This is a genomic window from Weissella sp. ESL1139 (assembly GCF_058506735.1).
Genome location: NZ_CP196375.1, coordinates 864209 through 882399, shown reverse-complemented (window position 1 = coordinate 882399; position 18191 = coordinate 864209). Strand labels below are relative to the sequence as shown.

Below are 18191 nucleotides of genomic sequence, written 5' to 3'. Positions count from 1 at the left end.
TATAATGGCTGCAAAGAAAACAGAGAGTAAAAATACTGCATTTAACAAAGCAGATTTTGACAAAGCGGTTAAAGGCATCATTAAAGAGTTTAAAAAAGATAAGCAAATCAAGGAAGTTGATTTACAAAAAGCAGTTGTTAAACCAATGGCTTTGAATGCAGATCAAATTGATGATTTGTACGATCAAGTTGAATCAGCTGGTATTTCTATCGTTGATGAACATGGTGAACCAACTGCCCGAGCTTTGGAAAACAAAAAGACTAAGTTATCAGCCAAGGAACTTAAACAAGCAGCAGATGCACCAACTGGTATGAAGATTAATGATCCGGTACGCATGTACTTAAAGGAAATTGGTCGTGTATCATTGTTGACTGGTGATGAAGAGGTTTCATTGGCCGAAAGAATTGAAAATGGTGACGAAACAGCAAAGCAGGAACTAGCTGAAGCCAATTTGCGTTTGGTTGTTTCAATTGCTAAGCGTTACGTTGGTCGTGGTATGCAATTCCTTGATTTAATTCAAGAAGGAAACATGGGCTTGATGAAGGCTGTCGAAAAGTTCGACTACCGTAAAGGATTTAAATTCTCAACCTATGCAACGTGGTGGATTCGTCAGGCAATTACTCGTGCGATTGCTGATCAAGCACGTACGATTCGTATCCCAGTTCACATGGTGGAAACAATTAATAAGTTAATTCGTATCCAACGTAACTTGTTACAAGATTTGGGTCGTGAACCAACACCCGAAGAAATTGGTGCTGAGATGGATGTTGCAACTGAAAAAGTTCGTGATATCTTGAAAATTGCACAAGAGCCTGTTTCATTGGAAACACCAATTGGTGAAGAGGATGATTCACATTTGGGTGACTTTATTGAAGATAATGAAGCCGTATCACCAGCTGATTCAGCCGCATACCAAATGTTAAAGGAACAATTAGAATCAGTACTAGATACACTGACTGATCGTGAAGAAAACGTTTTGCGTCTACGTTTCGGTCTAGAAGATGGCCGTACTCGTACCCTTGAAGAAGTTGGTAAAGTATTCGGGGTGACGCGCGAACGAATTCGTCAAATTGAAGCAAAAGCGTTACGTAAGTTGCGCCATCCATCACGTTCAAAGCAATTACGTGATTTCATGGATTAAGCAATAAACTAACAATAATAGAGTGGTTTAACTATGTAAGCATGGTTAAAACCACTCTTTTTAAATAAAAGAGTAATTATCATGGGTTAAATGAGGTAAATGAAAGGGGACAATAGATGGTAGAAAAGCAGTCTAAATTAGCAAATTTTAGTTTTCCGTTATTAGCATCTAATTTTGCGTCTGTTTTTGGTGATGGTGTTTATCGATTTGGGCTTAATTGGTTTTTAGTTGCCAGCTACGGTAATGCACAAATTTTAGGACTATTAACGGGTTTTGGTTTTGTTGTTTATGTCGTCAATGATATTTTCGTTGGCTCAATTTTAGATCGGTTTAATCGTAAAAAAGTTTTGCTTTTTGCCGATTCGCTTGGGGCAATCGGGGCACTTACTTTGTCGTTTTTGATTGATCCAGCAAAACCACAGATATGGATTTTATTTATTCTGACTTTTATTCTAAATGTTGATGTTTCATATTCGTATCCAGCCACTAGAGCAATTTTACCTAATGTTATCAACAAAAAGTCTTTGGCTAGTTTTAATGCTTGGGCAAGTGCCGCCTTTTCAACGGGTCAAGCATTGGGCCCATTAGTTGGTGGTCTTTTGTTACACTTTAAGTGGATTGACTTGCGTACATTTTTGCAGATTTTAGGATTGATGTTATTAATCACGGTCTTATTCAATTTGGCAATTAAATATATTCCTGAACACAAAGACAATAATGAAGAATCAGAACCATTTTGGCAAAGCTTAATTGCTGGGTTTAAATATGTACAAAAATCTCCTAAACTATTTGAGTCAATGTTATTGACGATTTGGACTAATTTCTTCTTTGAAGGATTTATTTTGGCAATGCCATATTTGATTCAACATAATTACCATGGTACGGCTACTAGTTATTCGACAGCCTTAACTTTGGCAGCTATTGCAGGTGTTCTAGTAAGTATCTTACTTGCTAAATTTCCGCAATATAATACGATGAGTTCGATGTATCGTGATTTTTATGTTCTTGGAATTGCCTTTATTTTGACGACATTCCTACAGCAATTATGGGTATTTATTTTATTAGTTATTCTATATGGATTTGCACGTTCGTCATTTGTCATCAAAATTAATACGGTTAGACAACAGGCTAGTGAGCCAGCTTATTTAGGACGAGTATTTGGTATTTCATTTTTTGCCACTGATTTATTTGCACCATTAATTACGATTTCATTAGGATACGGTGTCTCAATAATGGGACCTTGGACGCTATTTCTATTAGGAATGCTACTAGTTGGTGGTATGATGGTGATTAAACTTTTGAGTAAACAACATGCACAAAAATTAACACAATAGCTTCTTTATAAATGAATGCTCATTCTTTTGAAAAGAAAGTATATATTTTATATTAATGCGAAGCCGCAAAAGAGTTGATTTTCGTGGTAAACTTATAGTTAATATATGATATGGGAGTTTAATTATGACAAAAGTCTTAGTTGTTGATGATGAACCATCATTACAAACCCTACTAACTTACAATTTAAAAAAAGCTGGTTTTGATGTTGTCTCGGCAGAAGATGGTCAGCAAGCACTAGATATAATTCGTGAGGATTCGATTGATGTTGTGCTATTAGATGTTATGTTACCTGAAATAAGTGGTGTTGATGTGACGCGTGAATTACGTGCTGAAAAGAATCAAATACCAATTATCATGTTAACAGCATTAGATGATGAAATTGACAAGGTGGTTGGTTTGGAAATTGGTGCCGATGATTATGTGACGAAACCATTTAGTCCACGTGAAGTCATTGCGCGTGTTCATGCGGTGTTACGTCGTTTTAATCAAAAGAGTCCTTCTACGACAGAAAATAATCTTAAACGGATACAATCATATGGTCATCTTTCAATTGATTTTGATAAAATGGTTGTAATGTTTGATGGTGAAGTCGTTAAACTCACACCAAAAGAATACGAATTATTAGCATATATGGCTGAACGAGAAGGTCGTGTGTTGAGTCGAGAATCTATTTTAGATGGTGTTTGGGGCTATGAATTTTCTGGCCCTGATACCAGAATGGTTGATATGCATTTATCACACTTGCGCGATAAGATTGAGCTCGATCCTAAGAACCCGGTTTATCTAAAAACAGTACGAGGTTTTGGCTATCGTTTTGATCGTTCTCATGATGAATAATATAAGGAGGACAAAATAAATGAATATTGATGAATTAATTGCATCAGCAAAACGTTTCGTGCTGTTTTGGTTTTTATATGCAGTTATTATCTGGCTTATTCTATGGTTAACTTCGCTAACAGGTGATCAGAATGTGACCTTGAAATGGCATGTATTGGTGTTGTTATCAATGATTTTATCTGGTGCGACGACATTAGCGTTAGAAATGCAACGTCAACGTCGTGATGCCCATTTGGCATTATTTATTGAAAAGTTGCAAGACTTGGAAACGACACATACACATACAGCTCATGTATTGATGCGTCCAGATGATTCATTAGCACCATTAGCAGCAGCAATTAATGATGTTCAACATCTTAATAGTAAACGTATTAAAATTATGCAAGAGCAAAGTAGTACGATGGAGACGTTGATGGATAACATGCCTCTAGGTGTTTTGCAAATTACGACGGAAAGAAAAATTATCCAGGGTAATGAGCAGGCGCGTCAATTGTTGGGGGTATCTGGTGAATTAGTTAATCAACATTACGATAATGTTATTAAATATCATCGTTTAATGGAATTAATTGAACAATCATTAAAGCAAAAAAAGAATGTGCGCGAGCTTGTAAAAGTTGAAGATAAGACAGTTGATGTGTCTGTTGTATATTATCAAACGCGAAAACGCCACTATGAGTTATTGGTACTTTTGTATGATATGACGGAAGTTATTCAAATGAAAGATATGCAAACTGCTTTTGTGGCCAACGCATCGCATGAGTTGAGAACACCACTAACGGCGATTGCCGGGTTCACCGAAACCTTACTAAATGGCGCACAAGATGATCCTGCTGACCGACAAGAATTTTTAGAAATTATTCAATCTGAAACAAATCGATTACTAGATTTAACCGATGATATTTTGACTTTGGCAAAAGTCCCTGAGCAAACACATTCATTACAAGAATTCAATATGGCTGAAATGGTTGATAAAATTTTCAATACCAAAGAACCTAAGGATAAGTTGAACCTTACGCTTAAGAATGAAGTTAGTGAAACTTTGATGGTTAAACAAGATAAGGGTGTGTTTGAACAAATCTTAACTAATTTGATTGGTAATGCGATGAAGTATAATCGTCAAAATGGTACTGTTAAGGTTTCTGCAATGGTAACGGCTAATGAGTTAGCTTTTGCTGTTAAAGATACGGGACTTGGAATTCCTAGTGATGAACAAAGTCGTATTTTTGAACGCTTTTATCGCATCGACAAGTCTCGAACAAAGTCGATTCCTGGAACAGGATTAGGATTAGCAATTGTTCATGATTTAGTTGAACAAGCGCAAGGACAAATTGAATTAGAAAGTCAAGTTGGGGTTGGGTCAACAATAACTGTTACCTTGCCATTGCAATAAAAAGAAAGAGGCTATATATGTCAATATCACGCCCAGTGGTCATCGGTGTGACAGGTGGATCTGGATCTGGTAAAACCACAGTGAGTCAAGACATTATTAAACGTTTAGCGGGAGAATCAGTTGTCATGATTCCGCAAGATGCTTATTATCGTGATCAAAGTGATAAAAATATGGAAGAACGACGGATGACAAATTATGATCATCCTGATTCTTTAGATAATGATTTATTAATTGCACAATTGAAGCAATTATTAGATCGTCAAATTATCGAACAACCTGTCTATGATTATACGAATCATACACGTTCAACTGAAAAAATAACCATTAAACCTGCTGATGTGATTATTTTAGAAGGTGTATTATTGTTTACAGAACCTAAATTACGTGATCTGTTAGACATTAAAATATACGTGGATACAGATGATGATTTACGATTCATTCGTCGTATGCAACGTGATATTGTGGAACGTGGTCGTACAGTAGATTCAGTGGTGAGTCAGTATCTTGAAACTGTAAAACCAATGTATCATCAATTTGTGGAACCAACGAAGCGATATGCTGATATTATTTTGCCTGAAGGTGGTGCTAACGCTGTTGGTATTGGTATGCTAGAGGCACAAATTCGTGATATTTTAAATAAAAATAAAGCGTAGTTATTAGAAAGTGTGGTTATATTGGAAGAAAAAATTTGGAATCGGATTGTTAAATACACGGAATTACAAGGAACATCTGGGCAGGAACATAAGGTTAGACAAGTATTTAGAGACGACATTTCACCATTAGTTGATGAAGTAGTACAAAATGGTTTAGGTGGTCTTTATGGTATTAAACATAACGAGGGTGAAAATGCACCCCGTATTATGTTTGGTGCTCACATGGACGAAGTTGGTTTTGTGGTAACTCAAATTACTGACCGTGGTATGTTGGTTGTTAATCCTGTTGGTGGTTGGAATCCATATACTGTTTCAGCTGAGCGTTTTACTTTGTTTACACGTCATAATGCTTATCCGGTTGTTTCTTCTTCTGTATCGCCACATTTACTACGTCAAGGTAATGTTAGTGGTACGCCTCAAATAGCAGATATTTTGTTTGATGGTGGATTTGCTTCTAAAGTAGAAGCTGAATCATTTGATATTCACCCTGGTGATTTTATTGTCCCAGAAGTATCAACAACCATGTTAGCAAATAAAAAGCGCGTTGCATCGAAGAGTTGGGACAATCGTTTTGGCCTAGTGACGATTTTAAACGCGCTAGAAAATTTGCAAGATAAAGCACTACCTAACACATTGATTATGGGTGCGAATACACAAGAAGAAGTTGGTTTACGAGGTGTTGGACCAGCCGTTAATCAATTAAAGCCAGATATTTTCTTTGCCTTAGATTCTTCAGCAGCTGATGATACAACTTCTGCTTCAGGACAAGGTCAAATGGATCAAGGTGCTTTACTACGTGTATTTGATCCAGGTGTAATTATGCCATTACGCTTAAAAGAATTTGTTTTGGATACTGCAAATGATGCCCATATCCCATTGCAATACTTTGTGGCTAAAGGTGGTACTGATGCACATGGTGCCCAATCGCAAAACGAAGGAATTCCTTCAGTTGCGTTAGGGGTAGCTTCACGTTATATCCATACTCACCAAACGGTATGGTCAATTGCTGATTTTGAAGCCGCTCAAACATTGGTCGAAACTCTTGCTCAAAAATTAGATGCAAGTACTGTAAAAGACATTATTTATGGTGACTAATGACTAAAATTAATTAAAAGGAGAACTGACAGCATGCTAATTGCCAGCTATAATCCAGCCGGGATGGGAGACAATTTAATTGTCTTAACCCAACAAGCTACAAAATATACATTCCAAAAAAAAGAAAATGTTGTGCAATTTATTGATGATAATGATGAAGTAATTGGTTATAACTTTTTAAATATCAGTACATCATTAGATTTAACAGATGAAAATGGTCAAGTATTTCTATCTGAAACACAAATTACAACATTAAACGATTTAATTAAATCTGCAGGATTTACATCAACTTTAACTAAGGATGATACACCTAAGTTTGTCGTTGGTTATGTCGAATCAGCAGAACCACATCCAGATTCAGATCATTTGCAAGTGACAACAACAGTTATTGATAATGATGAGCGTGTGCAAATCGTTTCAGGATCACCTAATATGCAACAAGGTATTAAAGTTGTTGTCGCTAAAGTTGGTGCAATGATGCCTTCAGGACTTATTATCTGGCCTGGTGAATTACGTGGCGTTAAATCAGATGGTATGATTAGTTCTGGACGTGAGCTTAATTTGCCAAATGCGCCACAAGTACCAGGTGCTTTAATCTTACCTGACAACTTTGCACCAGTGGGCACACCGTTTGATGCACAATCTGCAGCAGCACAATCACTATTTGAATAAAGGTGGTGATAAAATGGCTATGCAACGCCCAATTGTTTTTTATGAAAATTTAATGCATACCTATGACAATCAGGTAGCAGAATTGATGGAGGCTAAGACATCGTATATTCTTTTTACTTCAGAGCAAGATTTTGAAAATCAAGATGATGAATTAGTGTCAGCGCAACCAGTGATTACGGAAGTTTTGCAACCGCAAAAGACGCAGGCATCCCCTAAAAAGAAAGCTAAGATAAGTGCTAAAAAGACAGTAGAAACACAACCCAAAGCTAGACAAACCAAAACGGTAAAAACTGGGTTGGGACTTAGTTTAGATGATATTCTCTTAGAAGAGGACAGTGCTGCTGCACGTGATCACAATCAATACTTTAATGAGTAGTTACTTAAAACATTTGTCGTTATAATGAAGACAAATGTTTTTTTTGGTATTATAGAAATAACAAAAATTTGATAAACGCAATATACGTAGAATGGACAAGAAAAATGAACAACACACCTAATTATTATTTTATTGGTATTAAAGGTTCAGGAATGAGTGCGCTAGCATTGATTTTGCATGATCAAGGTTATGAAGTCGCTGGTTCAGATATTGACGAGTATACATTTACTCAAAGGCCTTTAGAAACTGCAGAAATCCCAATGTATTCATTTGATGCTGCTAACATCAAACCGGGAATGACGATTATTCGTGGTAATTCTTTTGAAGATGATCAGGTTGAAGTGGCCGCTGCTTTAGCAATTGCTGATCAAGTGACAATCTTGACGTATCCAGATATGGTGGAGCAATTAATTAATCAGTACACATCAATCGGCGTTGCTGGTGCACATGGTAAAACATCAACAACTGGTTTGTTATCTCACGTATTATCAGGAATCGCACCAACGTCATACCTAATTGGTGATGGTACTGGTAAGGGTGTGCCAAATGCTCGTTTCTTCATTTTTGAAGCTGATGAATATCGTCGTCATTTTAAAGACTACACACCTGATTATGCCATTATGACAAACATTGATTTTGATCATCCAGATTATTACACCGGTATTGATGATGTGCGTAGTGCCTTTGAAGACTTTGGTAACAATGTTAAGAAGGGTATCTTTGCTTGGGGAGATGACGAACAACTTCGGAAGATTAATGTTTCAGTACCAGTTTATTATTACGGTACAAATCCTGAAAAAGATGATTTTTATGCTGCTAACATTAAGCGTTCAACACAAGGCTCAAGTTTTGATGCCTATTATCATGATGAATTTCTAGGTAATTTCAAAGTGCCTTTGTTTGGACAACATGGTGTGCTTAACACGTTAGCCGTTGTCGCAGTGTCATACTTTGAAGAAATTGAAACGGCTTTGGTACAAGAAGAACTTTTAACGTTTCAAGGCGTTAAACGCCGCTTCACTGAAAAGCACATCGGACCAGTAACGATTATTGACGACTATGCACATCACCCATCTGAAATTACAGCAACGATTGATGCTGCCCGTCAAAAGTATCCTGATCGTAAACTAACAGCTGTTTTTCAGCCACATACATTTTCAAGGACCATTGCTTACTTAGATGATTTTGCTAAGGCACTTGATTTAGCTGATGATGTCTTCTTAACAGAAATTTTTGCATCTGCTCGTGAAACAGCAGGGCAAATTAGTTCAACAGATTTAGGTAATAAAATTTCAAAGTTTGAGGGGATTGTCTCACCAACTGATGTATCAGCATTATTGGCAGATGAAGATGGTGTCTATATCTTTATGGGTGCTGGTGATTTACAAATGACTGAATTTGCTTTTGAAAAGTTACTAGCTAATACACAAACTAACTTACAATAAGCATTTAAGTACTTCCTTATTTCTGATATACTTGTATGTATAAACTATTTTGGGAAGTTGCACCAAATTGTTGTCATATATCACAACATAGGAGGTAGATAAATATATGAATAATTTTGAAAATCAACAAGAGCCACGTCTTGTCAATCCCGATACGAGTGGCCTAAATAGGTTTTTTAGAAAAGTATACACATACATGGGATTAGCACTTTTGGTCACTGCTGCGACAGCTTTTCTAGGAGCCACCGCTTTTGCAGGACCAATTGTCCGCATTTTTAGTAGTCCAATTTCATCGTTAGTTATGTTTGGAATTATGATGGGATTTGTTTGGCTATTTTCAAGTAAGGTATACAAAAATCCAGCGCAAGCTTTTGGAATGCTAATGGGATTTGCCGTTTTGAACGGTTTCACATTTGCTGTTATCGGTTTGACAATTAACATTGGTTTGATTGGATTAGCATTCTTTACGACAGCATTTTTGTTTGTTGGAATGGCTGCATATGGTTTCTTTACTAAGAAATCAATGGCATCATTATCATCAATCTTGTTTGGTTCATTAATCGCTTTGATTATTGGTGGTATTATCAACTTATTCTTCTTTAGTAGTGCTGTTTACTTCTTCTTATCAGTTGTCGGAATTATCGTGTTTGCTGTGATGACGGCATTTGATATGAATCGACTAAAAGCATTATATGTTGAATTTGGTGAAAAGAGTCCTAGTTTGACCCAAGGTATCGCTGTATCAGGTGCCTTAAACTTGTATATGGATTTCATTAATCTATTTATCTATATCTTGCAATTGTTTACATCATTTAGTTCGCGTGACTAAATGTTTGCAACTGGTGCAGAATACAAAAGAGTAAGCTATAGTCAAAAATAATGAAAGTTGAATTATTCAATTGAATAGCTTAAAAAAGCAGCTGAATTCATTACGAATTTGGCTGCTTTTTCTATGTTTATAGCTCTTCGTTTGTTAATGGATTTTGTTCTGATACTCGCGCATCCGTCTGATCGAGATTACATACTTGTTGTACTTCATCATCTGTCAATGCAAAATCAAAGATATCTAAGTTCTGTGCTTGACGATTAGCGTTATGTGATAGTGGCAAAGGTAAGACACCTAGCTGATGTTCCCAACGCAAAATGACTTGACCACTATTTTTATGATATTTGTCTGCCAAACTTTTAATGAGTGGTAATTCACGAATAGGGTGACTTAATTCAAGATCATGACCACCCAGAGGACTCCAAGCTTCTGTGATAATGCCATGTTCTTGGTTATATTGACGTAATTCAGGTTGACTAAACAAAGGATGTAATTCAATTTGATTTATTTCGGGTAATTCACCAGTTTCAGCTTGTAATTTGTCCAAATGTTCAGGCAAAAAGTTTGATACACCAACGGAACGTACAAGACCAAAGCGCTTAGCATCAAGCAATGCTTGCCATGCTTCAACGTATTCACCACGCATTGGATTTGGCCAGTGAATCAAGTAAAGATCATAATAGTCAAGTCCAGCACGATAAAGGGATTCTTGAATGGCTGTAATGGCATCCTTATACTTGTGATGACGGCCAGGAAGCTTAGAAGATACTAATAACTCTTCACGTGGGACACTTGATCTTTTGATTGCTTCGCCAACAGTACCTTCATTTTCATAATTGTAGGCCGTGTCTATCAAACGATAACCATTGTTAATTGCCGCATCAAGGATTGTGAGACCACTAGCACCTTTCACGTCACCAGTACCAAAGCCAATTACTGGTAATTTTAATCCATCTCGTAATGTTATACTAGGTATTTGCATAAAGACCTACCTTTCATGATTATTACATTTGTTTTACCGTATTCTAGTGTGTATTAAAACTGACAATAGCAATAATGAAAACGGTTTCCATTTCAATGTTAATAAAAAAATGAGAAGAGGTCAATTTTTATGAACGAGTTAAAAGTCATTTTTGGCTTAATGTTTTTATGGTTAAATGTTGTTATCAATATTTGAACTCTGATAAACTAATAGATAGATAAAACGCGGGGGCTGACCCCAGAAACGAGATGAACATGACAAAACCAACTTTACTTTTAATAGATGGTAATTCATTGGCTTTTCGGGCATTTTATGCACTGATTAACCAAGTTGACCGGTTTGTAAATCATGAGGGATTGCATACTAATGCATTAGTTGGCTTTAACAACTTAATTGATGGTATTGTCGATCCTTTCCAACCTGATTTAGCTTTAGTGGCTTGGGATGCAGGTAAAACAACGTTTAGGACAGGCAAGTTTGATAATTACAAAGGTAACCGTGATTCTACACCACAAGAATTAGTCGAACAATTTGAACCTTTACGCGAAATGGTGAAATTGCACGGAATTAAATCATATGAGCTTCAAGGATATGAAGCTGATGATATTATCGGTACGATGGCTAAAATTGGTGAACAAGCCGGGTACGCAGTGACAATTGTGACCGGTGACCGTGATATGACACAACTAGTATCAGACGATACAACTGTGTGGGTCACAAAAAAAGGAATTTCTGAAATTGATCATTATACACCAGCAATGATTGCTGACATGTATGACGGTCTAGAACCTAAACATATTGTTGAAATTAAGGGCTTGCAAGGTGATACTAGTGACAATTATCCAGGTATTGCTGGTATTGGTCCTAAGACTGCTTTGAAATTGATCAAGAAATATAATTCCATTCCTGAAATGTATGAACAAATTGATGATATGAAAGCATCAAAGCAAAAAGAAAAGCTAATTAATGGTAAGGAAGATGCGTTCATGTCACGAGATTTGGCACGTATTCGTACCGATGCGCCAGTTACGATTAGTTTGGATGATTTGGCTTATAAAGGTCCTGATTATGAAAATATTATTCCGTTCTATCAACATTTAGATTTTAAAGCTCAACTTGTAAAATTGGCCAATCAAGGTTACACCATTCCAACTGACCAAAATACAGATGATAGTGCTTTTAATCTCAATAACACAACTTTAAACGTGACAGCATTGACCGATGCTAATTTGGACCATGTTAAGCAATTAACAGATGTGGTTGATTTTTATCTTGAATTAGATGATGACAATTATCATACAGCTAATCCAGTTGGTTTTGTAATTGGAAATCAAGCACATGGCTACTTCGCTAGCCGCAATATCGAATTGTTGATGCATGATTCACCAGTTAAACGCATTTTAGAAGATGATGCCATCATCAAGAATGTGTTCAACGCTAAAGAATTGTATGTTAGTTTAAAGCGTCTTGGTGCGCATTTAGCTAATGTCCAATTTGATTTGTTGTTAGTATCATATTTGTTAGACACCAATGACAATAGTGATGATTTAGGTGCTTTAGCGCATGATAATGATTATTATGCGGTCCAAACTGATGAGGAAGTTTATGGTAAAGGGGCCAAATTTGCAATTCCTGAAGTAGATGAGGATTTCTTTGAACATCTTGGACGTAAGGCAATGGCGATTGGTTTACTAAAAGAGCCTTTACTTAAAAAATTAAATGATCATGAACAACAAGATTTGTATCAAGATATTGAGTTACCGTTGACTAAGATTTTGGCACAAATGGAATCAACTGGGATTACGGTTGATGCTGAGCAACTATTACAAATGCGTAGCAAGTTAACTGAACGCTTAAGTGAGCTAGAGCAGACCATTTACCAACAAGCTGGACATGAATTTAATATTCAATCACCTAAGCAGTTAGGGGTTGTTTTGTTTGAAGAAATGGGATACACGCCGCTCAAGAAAACGAAAACAGGTTACTCTACCAGTGTTGACGTGCTTGAGAAAATGGGAGATGTACCAATTGTGACTTCAATCTTGTCTTACCGTCAGATTGCTAAGATTAGTTCAACTTATGTAGAAGGATTATTACGTGTGATTCATGGCTCTGATTCAAAGGTGCACACACGTTATTTGCAAACATTAACGCAAACAGGTCGTTTATCATCTGTTGATCCTAATTTGCAAAATATTCCGGCACGTATTGAAGAAGGTCGTCAAATTCGTAAAGCCTTTAAGCCAAGTTATGCAGATTGGCAAATTTTAAGTGCTGATTACTCGCAAATTGAATTGCGTGTCTTGGCGCACATTACCGGGGATGCTAATTTACAAGCTGCTTTTATCAATGGTGAGGACATTCACGCTGCAACTGCTCGTCGTATCTTTGATGTTAAGCCAGATCAACCAATTGATGGTAATATTCGTCGCCAGGCAAAAGCCGTTAATTTTGGAATTGTGTATGGTATTTCAGACTTTGGCCTTTCTAAGAATATCGGTGTTTCACGTTATGAAGCCAAACATATTATTGAGACCTATTTTGAACAATATCCAGACGTTAAAAAGTGGTCAGAAGCAATTATTGCTTCTGCAAAAGAAAAGGGCTATGTTGAAACGATTGCTCATCGGCGTCGTTATTTACCTGACATTAATGCTAAACGCTTTAATGCACGGTCATTTGCTGAACGGACAGCGATGAATTCACCAATTCAAGGTTCAGCAGCTGATATTATTAAAATAGCGATGATTAATGTTCAAGCGGCCATTGAAAAGGCGGGGCTAAAAGCACGTATGTTGTTGCAAGTTCATGACGAATTGATTTTTGAAGCGCCAGCTGAAGAGATGGCTACCTTAGAAAAATTAGTTTCTAAAACGATGGATAGTGCCGTGAAATTGGCAGTACCTTTGTTAGTATCAACGCATACTGGTGCATCTTGGTATGACGCTAAATAATTTATATTATATTTTTCAAGCACTTTAGGATTAGCCTAAAATGCTTTTTGTTGCTTTAATTTGTCATATTAGGCGACAGATGTTTGTAATTAAGTTACAATAATAAGTGAAAACGTTTACAAGCATATAGAATAATATATTTAGGGGGCTACGATGAAAGCAAATTTAGAATGGTTAGATGATCCAACTGTCTTCCGGGTTGGCAAATTACCAGCACACAGTGATCATGTTGTTTATCGTTCAGCTGCTGAAGTTGCACAAAAAGAATCAAATTTGATTAAAAGTTTGGATGGTACTTGGCAATTTAATTTTGCTAAAACACCTGCACAACGTTTACTTAATTTTGAAAAATTAGATTTTGATACAACCAATTTTGATGATATTCAAGTTCCTGGTCACATTGAATTGCAAAATTATGGTCAAATTCAATATATTAACACGCTTTATCCTTGGGAGGGTAAAGTTTACCGTCGACCACCATATGCACTAGGTCCAGATGCTAAGTATCCGGGCATCTTTAGTGAGGCTGAAGATAATACGGTTGGCCAATATGTGAAAACATTTACCTTACCCGACGAGTTCAATGGACATGATGTGCACATTCAATTTGATGGTGTCGAAGAAGCCATGTATCTATGGTTAAACGGTGATTTCGTAGGTTATTCTGAAGATAGTTTTACTCGTGCTGAATTTGATTTAACACCGTACTTACAAGCTGGTGAAAACAAATTGGCAGTTGAAGTGTTCAAATACAGTACAGCTGCCTTTATTGAAGATCAGGATATGTTCCGTTTCTCTGGTATCTTCCGGAGTGTACGTTTATTGGCCATACCAGCTACCACAGTAACTGATATTCATTTGAAACCAGTTGTAAGTGAAGATTTAAAACAAGGTGATTTGTCAGTTGCTCTGAAAGTTGATGGCGAATTAGCAGGTGCAAGTACACAAATTGTTGTGCATGATCCAGCCGGTGCCGTTATTTTAGATAAGACGTTAGCAGCTGAAGCGACTGTGTCATTAGAACATGTTATGTTTGATAATATCGCTTTGTGGTCACACAAACATCCTAATTTGTATACAATTACAGTGACCGTATATGATGCTAAAAATCAAGTCGTTGCGGTAGTACCAAATACCTTTGGTTTCCGCCGTTTGGTAAAAAATGACCGTAATCAAGTGACGCTTAATAATGTGCCACTGCATCTAAATGGGGTAAATCGTCATGAGTGGAGTGCTGAAGGTGGTCGTCATGTTACTTTAGATGAAATGAAGACTGATATTCAAATCTTCAAAGATAACAATATTAATGCTGTGCGAACATCACATTATCCAAATCAAGTTGTTTGGTATGACATGTGTGATGAGGCCGGCATTTTCATGATGGCCGAAACTAATTTAGAATCACATGGTTCATGGCAAAAGATGGATGGTGTTGAGCCTTCATACAATGTACCTGGATCAATTCCACAATGGTTAGATGTGGTGTTAGACCGAGCCCAATCAAACTTTGAACAATTTAAAAATCACCCTTCAATTTTGTTCTGGTCATTAGGTAATGAATCATATACTGGTGATAATATTGCAGCAATGGATGCCTACTTTAAGTCAGTTGATGACTCACGCTTGACACACTATGAAGGTGTCTTCCAAAATCGTGTTGATGAAGATCGTATCTCAGACGTCGAGAGTCGCATGTACGCGCATCCAAAAGATATTGCTGAGTATCTAGCCAATAATCCTAAGAAACCGTTCTTAAGTTGCGAATATATGCATAGTATGGGTAATTCAGTTGGTGGCTTTGATGAATATGTACATTTATTTGATGAATTTGACACATACCTAGGTGGCTTTATCTGGGATTATATCGATCAAGCTTTGTATGTCACTGATGAAGTAACTGGACAACGAGTTATCCGTTACGGTGGTGACTTTGATGAACGTCATTCAGACTATGAATTTTCCGGTGATGGAATTGTCTTTGCAACTCGTCAACCTAAACCAGCAATGCAGGAGGTAAGCTACTATTATGGACGCTACGACAACGAATAAATTGAAAGTCATTTATGGTGACGGTTCATTAGGAATTATTGGTGACAACTATCGTTATTTGTTTAGTTACGACAAAGGTGGTCTTGAGTCATTGCAGGTTGCTGGTAAAGAATGGCTTTATCGCGTACCCAAGCTAACTTTTTGGCGGGCAACAACCGATAATGATCGCGGTAGTGGTTTTTCAACTGATTCAGCAATGTGGCTGGGAGCTGATATGTTTACAGCATCAACTGGCGTATCGGTTAGTGTTGATGGTCAAGATTTAGGGTTGCCAACTGCTCCAGATAATAACCGTTTTTCAAATGATGAATATGCAGATAATGTTTCATTAACCTATACATTTTTGACGGCAACTACACCACAGACAACGGTGAAAGTGATTTACACAGTAACAAACGGTGGGCAATTAAAGATTCAAGTGTTGTATACTGGACATGAAGGATTGCCTGAATTACCAACGTTAGGTCTTCGTTTCGTGATTCCAACAGTTGCTGATGGCTACTCTTATATTGGGCTATCAGGTGAAACATACCCTGATCGTATGGTCGGTGGTCATTTAGGTACGTACGAAGTATCAGGATTGCCATTGACACCATACATGGTTCCACAAGAGATGGGGATGCACATGCGGACATCTAAGTTAGTGGTTAGTCGCTCAAGTTCTTTGAATAATGCTGACTTTTCTAATGAAGTCAAGCACTTAACGTTTGAACAAAGCAAGCAACCATTTGCTTTCTCGGCTTTGCCTTATACAGCATCAGAATTAGAGAACGCCACCCATATTGAAGAATTACCAGCACCAAGACGTACCGTCGTAACAGTCTACGGCGCTGTTCGCGGGGTCGGTGGTATTGATAGTTGGGGAACTGATGTACAAGCACCTTATCATATTGATGCAACTATCGACAAAGCATTTGAATTCTTAATTCAACCTAAATAAATTTAAATTGCTATAAATGCCGAGTTGACGGTTAAATGTCAACTCGGTTTTTTTGGCTCAATTGCAAATAGCGTGAAAATCATGAAATTGTCTAATTGAGTTTGTGAAATTGGCTCGTAAATTTGATGTTAACTACATCGGATTTATGGGCCTTTTGCTTATTAATAAGCAATTAAAAGTATTTTGTAATGCATGGTGATTAAATAGTTCAAAGCGAATTCTTAAAGCGTAAGCTTTAAAACTATGAAAGCCATAAGATGTACGATTAATTTGCTTAATACGACGATTGATGCCTTCCATACGACCATTTGAGTAGTTGTTTAGGAAGGCATTTTTAATGCCTTTTAAATTCTTTTTGTAACTACTAATAACTGAATCCATTGCGGAATGGTTAAATTGATAGTTTTCTAAAATTGTTTGAAAGTCTTCAAAGGCACGATGACGTTGGGAATTTAAAACAGCTTGATAGACTTCATAAGTCTGTTTGAAGTTGGGAGAAATATCAAATACTAATCGTAATGCATCTTGTGGGTACATAAATTCGTTAATACCTCTAAACCAGCGTGCCTGTTGGAAGTTTAAACGATTTTCATCTGTAATAAAGAAACGCCAGTTTGCTTTGAGCAGTTTATAGATACGACTTTTATGGTTATCTAAACTACGTTGTAAATTAATACGTGTACTTTGAACAGCTTTTAAAGCCAGTTGAATAATGTGAAAACGATCAATAATCAATTGAGCATTGGGAAACATTGTCCGTAAAGGTGTTTGATAGTTTGCATTCATGTCGGTGATAACAAATTGAACATTCTCTCGATTAGCTAGGGCGTAATTGGAAAGGTTCTTTTTAATTTTAGGACCAGTTCGTTTGGAAAATAGTTCAATTAAATCACTGGTCTGGCCATCAATCATTTCAAAACTAAATTGGTTTTTAGCGTAACGAATTTCATCAACACAAATGACACTAGGCAAAGCACGCTCGTAGTTAGTTTGATAGGCTTCAGCAGCATTATTCATTAAGCGATTAATTTTACTAGTAGATAAATGTAAGATGTGTGCAATTTCCTTTTCAGAAATATCACGTTTAGCCAAATCGATAATTTGATAAAGTAATGGACGTGTAATCTTAGAACGTGGCATAAAATCACATGATTGAGCGATTAAACTTTTAAGGCAATTACGACATTGATAACGCTGTTTTTTAACGGATAGTACTTGTTCAAAACCATTAGCTGTGGGTAATTGATAATCGGCTGTATCTTTACCATTTAAATAAACGTTATCTAACAAGGGACAACCACAGCTAGGGCAACGTTCAGGCAGTGTATTTAAACTTGCACGATAGCGCAATACTAAGTGATGATCATGTCCTTTAGGAACCACCTCATTAAAAGTACCGTCATTAGAAATTAAAAAATTGATATTTTTATCTGTCAAACCAACTGAATTTAAGATAGAATCATTTATAGACATCGATAAATACCTCGTTTCTTATT

Annotated in this window: 15 protein-coding genes; 13 read left to right on the top strand and 2 right to left on the bottom strand. The window is 36.7% G+C overall.

Annotated features, from left to right (window positions below; all coding sequences use genetic code 11):
* The first annotated feature begins 4 nt into the window (after positions 1 to 4).
* From rpoD to ACSYSF_RS04160, 10 genes are all read left to right on the top strand, one after another.
* Positions 5 to 1141 (top strand): RNA polymerase sigma factor RpoD, encoded by a 1137-nt coding sequence (gene rpoD, locus ACSYSF_RS04205; protein WP_489868631.1) that lies wholly within the window; start codon positions 5 to 7, stop codon positions 1139 to 1141.
* A 116-nt stretch (positions 1142 to 1257) separates the two neighbouring features.
* Positions 1258 to 2475 carry an MFS transporter gene (locus tag ACSYSF_RS04200; protein ID WP_489868630.1) on the top strand — a complete coding sequence of 406 codons (1218 nt, stop codon included), beginning with the start codon at positions 1258 to 1260 and terminating at the stop codon, positions 2473 to 2475.
* 124 nt (positions 2476 to 2599) lie between these two features.
* Positions 2600 to 3313 carry a response regulator transcription factor gene (locus tag ACSYSF_RS04195; protein ID WP_489868629.1) on the top strand — a complete coding sequence of 238 codons (714 nt, stop codon included), beginning with the start codon at positions 2600 to 2602 and terminating at the stop codon, positions 3311 to 3313.
* A gap of 19 nt (positions 3314 to 3332) precedes the next feature.
* The gene (locus ACSYSF_RS04190) at positions 3333 to 4703 is read left to right on the top strand and encodes a sensor histidine kinase (RefSeq protein WP_489868628.1); all 1371 of its coding nucleotides are present in this window, start codon (positions 3333 to 3335) and stop codon (positions 4701 to 4703) included.
* A complete protein-coding gene (gene udk, locus ACSYSF_RS04185) occupies positions 4700 to 5356 on the top strand; it encodes a uridine kinase (RefSeq protein WP_489868661.1) in 657 nt (218 codons plus the stop codon). The genes ACSYSF_RS04190 and udk overlap by 4 nt, the downstream gene beginning before the upstream one ends.
* Positions 5357 to 5377: 21 nt before the next feature.
* On the top strand, positions 5378 to 6451 hold the full coding sequence (gene pepA, locus ACSYSF_RS04180) for a glutamyl aminopeptidase (protein ID WP_489868627.1): 1074 nt from the start codon (positions 5378 to 5380) through the stop codon (positions 6449 to 6451).
* A gap of 33 nt (positions 6452 to 6484) precedes the next feature.
* Entirely contained in the window at positions 6485 to 7123 is a 639-nt protein-coding gene (gene ytpR, locus ACSYSF_RS04175) for a YtpR family tRNA-binding protein (RefSeq protein WP_489868626.1), read from the top strand.
* A gap of 13 nt (positions 7124 to 7136) precedes the next feature.
* On the top strand, positions 7137 to 7499 hold the full coding sequence (locus ACSYSF_RS04170) for a hypothetical protein (RefSeq protein ID WP_489868625.1): 363 nt from the start codon (positions 7137 to 7139) through the stop codon (positions 7497 to 7499).
* Between the two features lie 104 nt (positions 7500 to 7603).
* On the top strand, positions 7604 to 8944 hold the full coding sequence (gene murC, locus ACSYSF_RS04165) for a UDP-N-acetylmuramate--L-alanine ligase (RefSeq protein ID WP_489868624.1): 1341 nt from the start codon (positions 7604 to 7606) through the stop codon (positions 8942 to 8944).
* Between the two features lie 106 nt (positions 8945 to 9050).
* Positions 9051 to 9773: a Bax inhibitor-1/YccA family protein gene (locus tag ACSYSF_RS04160; protein WP_489868623.1), complete on the top strand. Its 723-nt coding sequence runs from the start codon at positions 9051 to 9053 to the stop codon at positions 9771 to 9773.
* 127 nt (positions 9774 to 9900) lie between these two features.
* On the opposite strand, the gene ACSYSF_RS04155 is transcribed toward ACSYSF_RS04160, so the two are convergent.
* On the bottom strand, positions 9901 to 10752 hold the full coding sequence (locus ACSYSF_RS04155) for an aldo/keto reductase (protein ID WP_489868622.1): 852 nt from the start codon (positions 10750 to 10752) through the stop codon (positions 9901 to 9903).
* Positions 10753 to 11006: 254 nt separating this feature from the next.
* On the opposite strand from ACSYSF_RS04155, the gene polA reads away from it, so the two are divergent.
* The 3 genes from polA to ACSYSF_RS04140 all read left to right on the top strand — a co-directional run bounded on the left by polA (position 11007) and on the right by ACSYSF_RS04140 (position 16695).
* Entirely contained in the window at positions 11007 to 13706 is a 2700-nt protein-coding gene (gene polA, locus ACSYSF_RS04150; protein ID WP_489868621.1) for a DNA polymerase I, read from the top strand.
* 153 nt (positions 13707 to 13859) lie between these two features.
* Positions 13860 to 15755 carry a glycoside hydrolase family 2 TIM barrel-domain containing protein gene (locus ACSYSF_RS04145; RefSeq protein ID WP_489868620.1) on the top strand — a complete coding sequence of 632 codons (1896 nt, stop codon included), beginning with the start codon at positions 13860 to 13862 and terminating at the stop codon, positions 15753 to 15755.
* Complete coding sequence (locus tag ACSYSF_RS04140; protein ID WP_489868619.1) at positions 15733 to 16695, top strand: beta-galactosidase small subunit; 963 nt, start codon at positions 15733 to 15735, stop codon at positions 16693 to 16695. The genes ACSYSF_RS04145 and ACSYSF_RS04140 overlap by 23 nt, the downstream gene beginning before the upstream one ends.
* Positions 16696 to 16827: 132 nt before the next feature.
* Here the strand turns inward: ACSYSF_RS04140 and ACSYSF_RS04135 are convergent, their stop codons facing one another.
* A complete protein-coding gene (locus ACSYSF_RS04135) occupies positions 16828 to 18168 on the bottom strand; it encodes an ISL3 family transposase (RefSeq protein WP_489867045.1) in 1341 nt (446 codons plus the stop codon).
* Positions 18169 to 18191 lie beyond the last annotated feature (23 nt).

Bases quoted from the DNA above. Each gene is read 5' to 3' on its own strand.
- rpoD (WP_489868631.1), top strand. From the start codon at position 5: ATGGCTGCAAAGAAAACAGAGAGTAAAAATACTGCATTTAACAAAGCA.
- ACSYSF_RS04200 (WP_489868630.1), top strand. From the start codon at position 1,258: ATGGTAGAAAAGCAGTCTAAATTAGCAAATTTTAGTTTTCCGTTATTA.
- ACSYSF_RS04195 (WP_489868629.1), top strand. From the start codon at position 2,600: ATGACAAAAGTCTTAGTTGTTGATGATGAACCATCATTACAAACCCTA.
- ACSYSF_RS04190 (WP_489868628.1), top strand. From the start codon at position 3,333: ATGAATATTGATGAATTAATTGCATCAGCAAAACGTTTCGTGCTGTTT.
- ytpR (WP_489868626.1), top strand. From the start codon at position 6,485: ATGCTAATTGCCAGCTATAATCCAGCCGGGATGGGAGACAATTTAATT.
- ACSYSF_RS04170 (WP_489868625.1), top strand. From the start codon at position 7,137: ATGGCTATGCAACGCCCAATTGTTTTTTATGAAAATTTAATGCATACC.
- murC (WP_489868624.1), top strand. From the start codon at position 7,604: ATGAACAACACACCTAATTATTATTTTATTGGTATTAAAGGTTCAGGA.
- ACSYSF_RS04160 (WP_489868623.1), top strand. From the start codon at position 9,051: ATGAATAATTTTGAAAATCAACAAGAGCCACGTCTTGTCAATCCCGAT.
- ACSYSF_RS04155 (WP_489868622.1), bottom strand. From the start codon at position 10,752: ATGCAAATACCTAGTATAACATTACGAGATGGATTAAAATTACCAGTA.
- polA (WP_489868621.1), top strand. From the start codon at position 11,007: ATGACAAAACCAACTTTACTTTTAATAGATGGTAATTCATTGGCTTTT.
- ACSYSF_RS04145 (WP_489868620.1), top strand. From the start codon at position 13,860: ATGAAAGCAAATTTAGAATGGTTAGATGATCCAACTGTCTTCCGGGTT.
- ACSYSF_RS04140 (WP_489868619.1), top strand. From the start codon at position 15,733: ATGGACGCTACGACAACGAATAAATTGAAAGTCATTTATGGTGACGGT.
- ACSYSF_RS04135 (WP_489867045.1), bottom strand. From the start codon at position 18,168: ATGTCTATAAATGATTCTATCTTAAATTCAGTTGGTTTGACAGATAAA.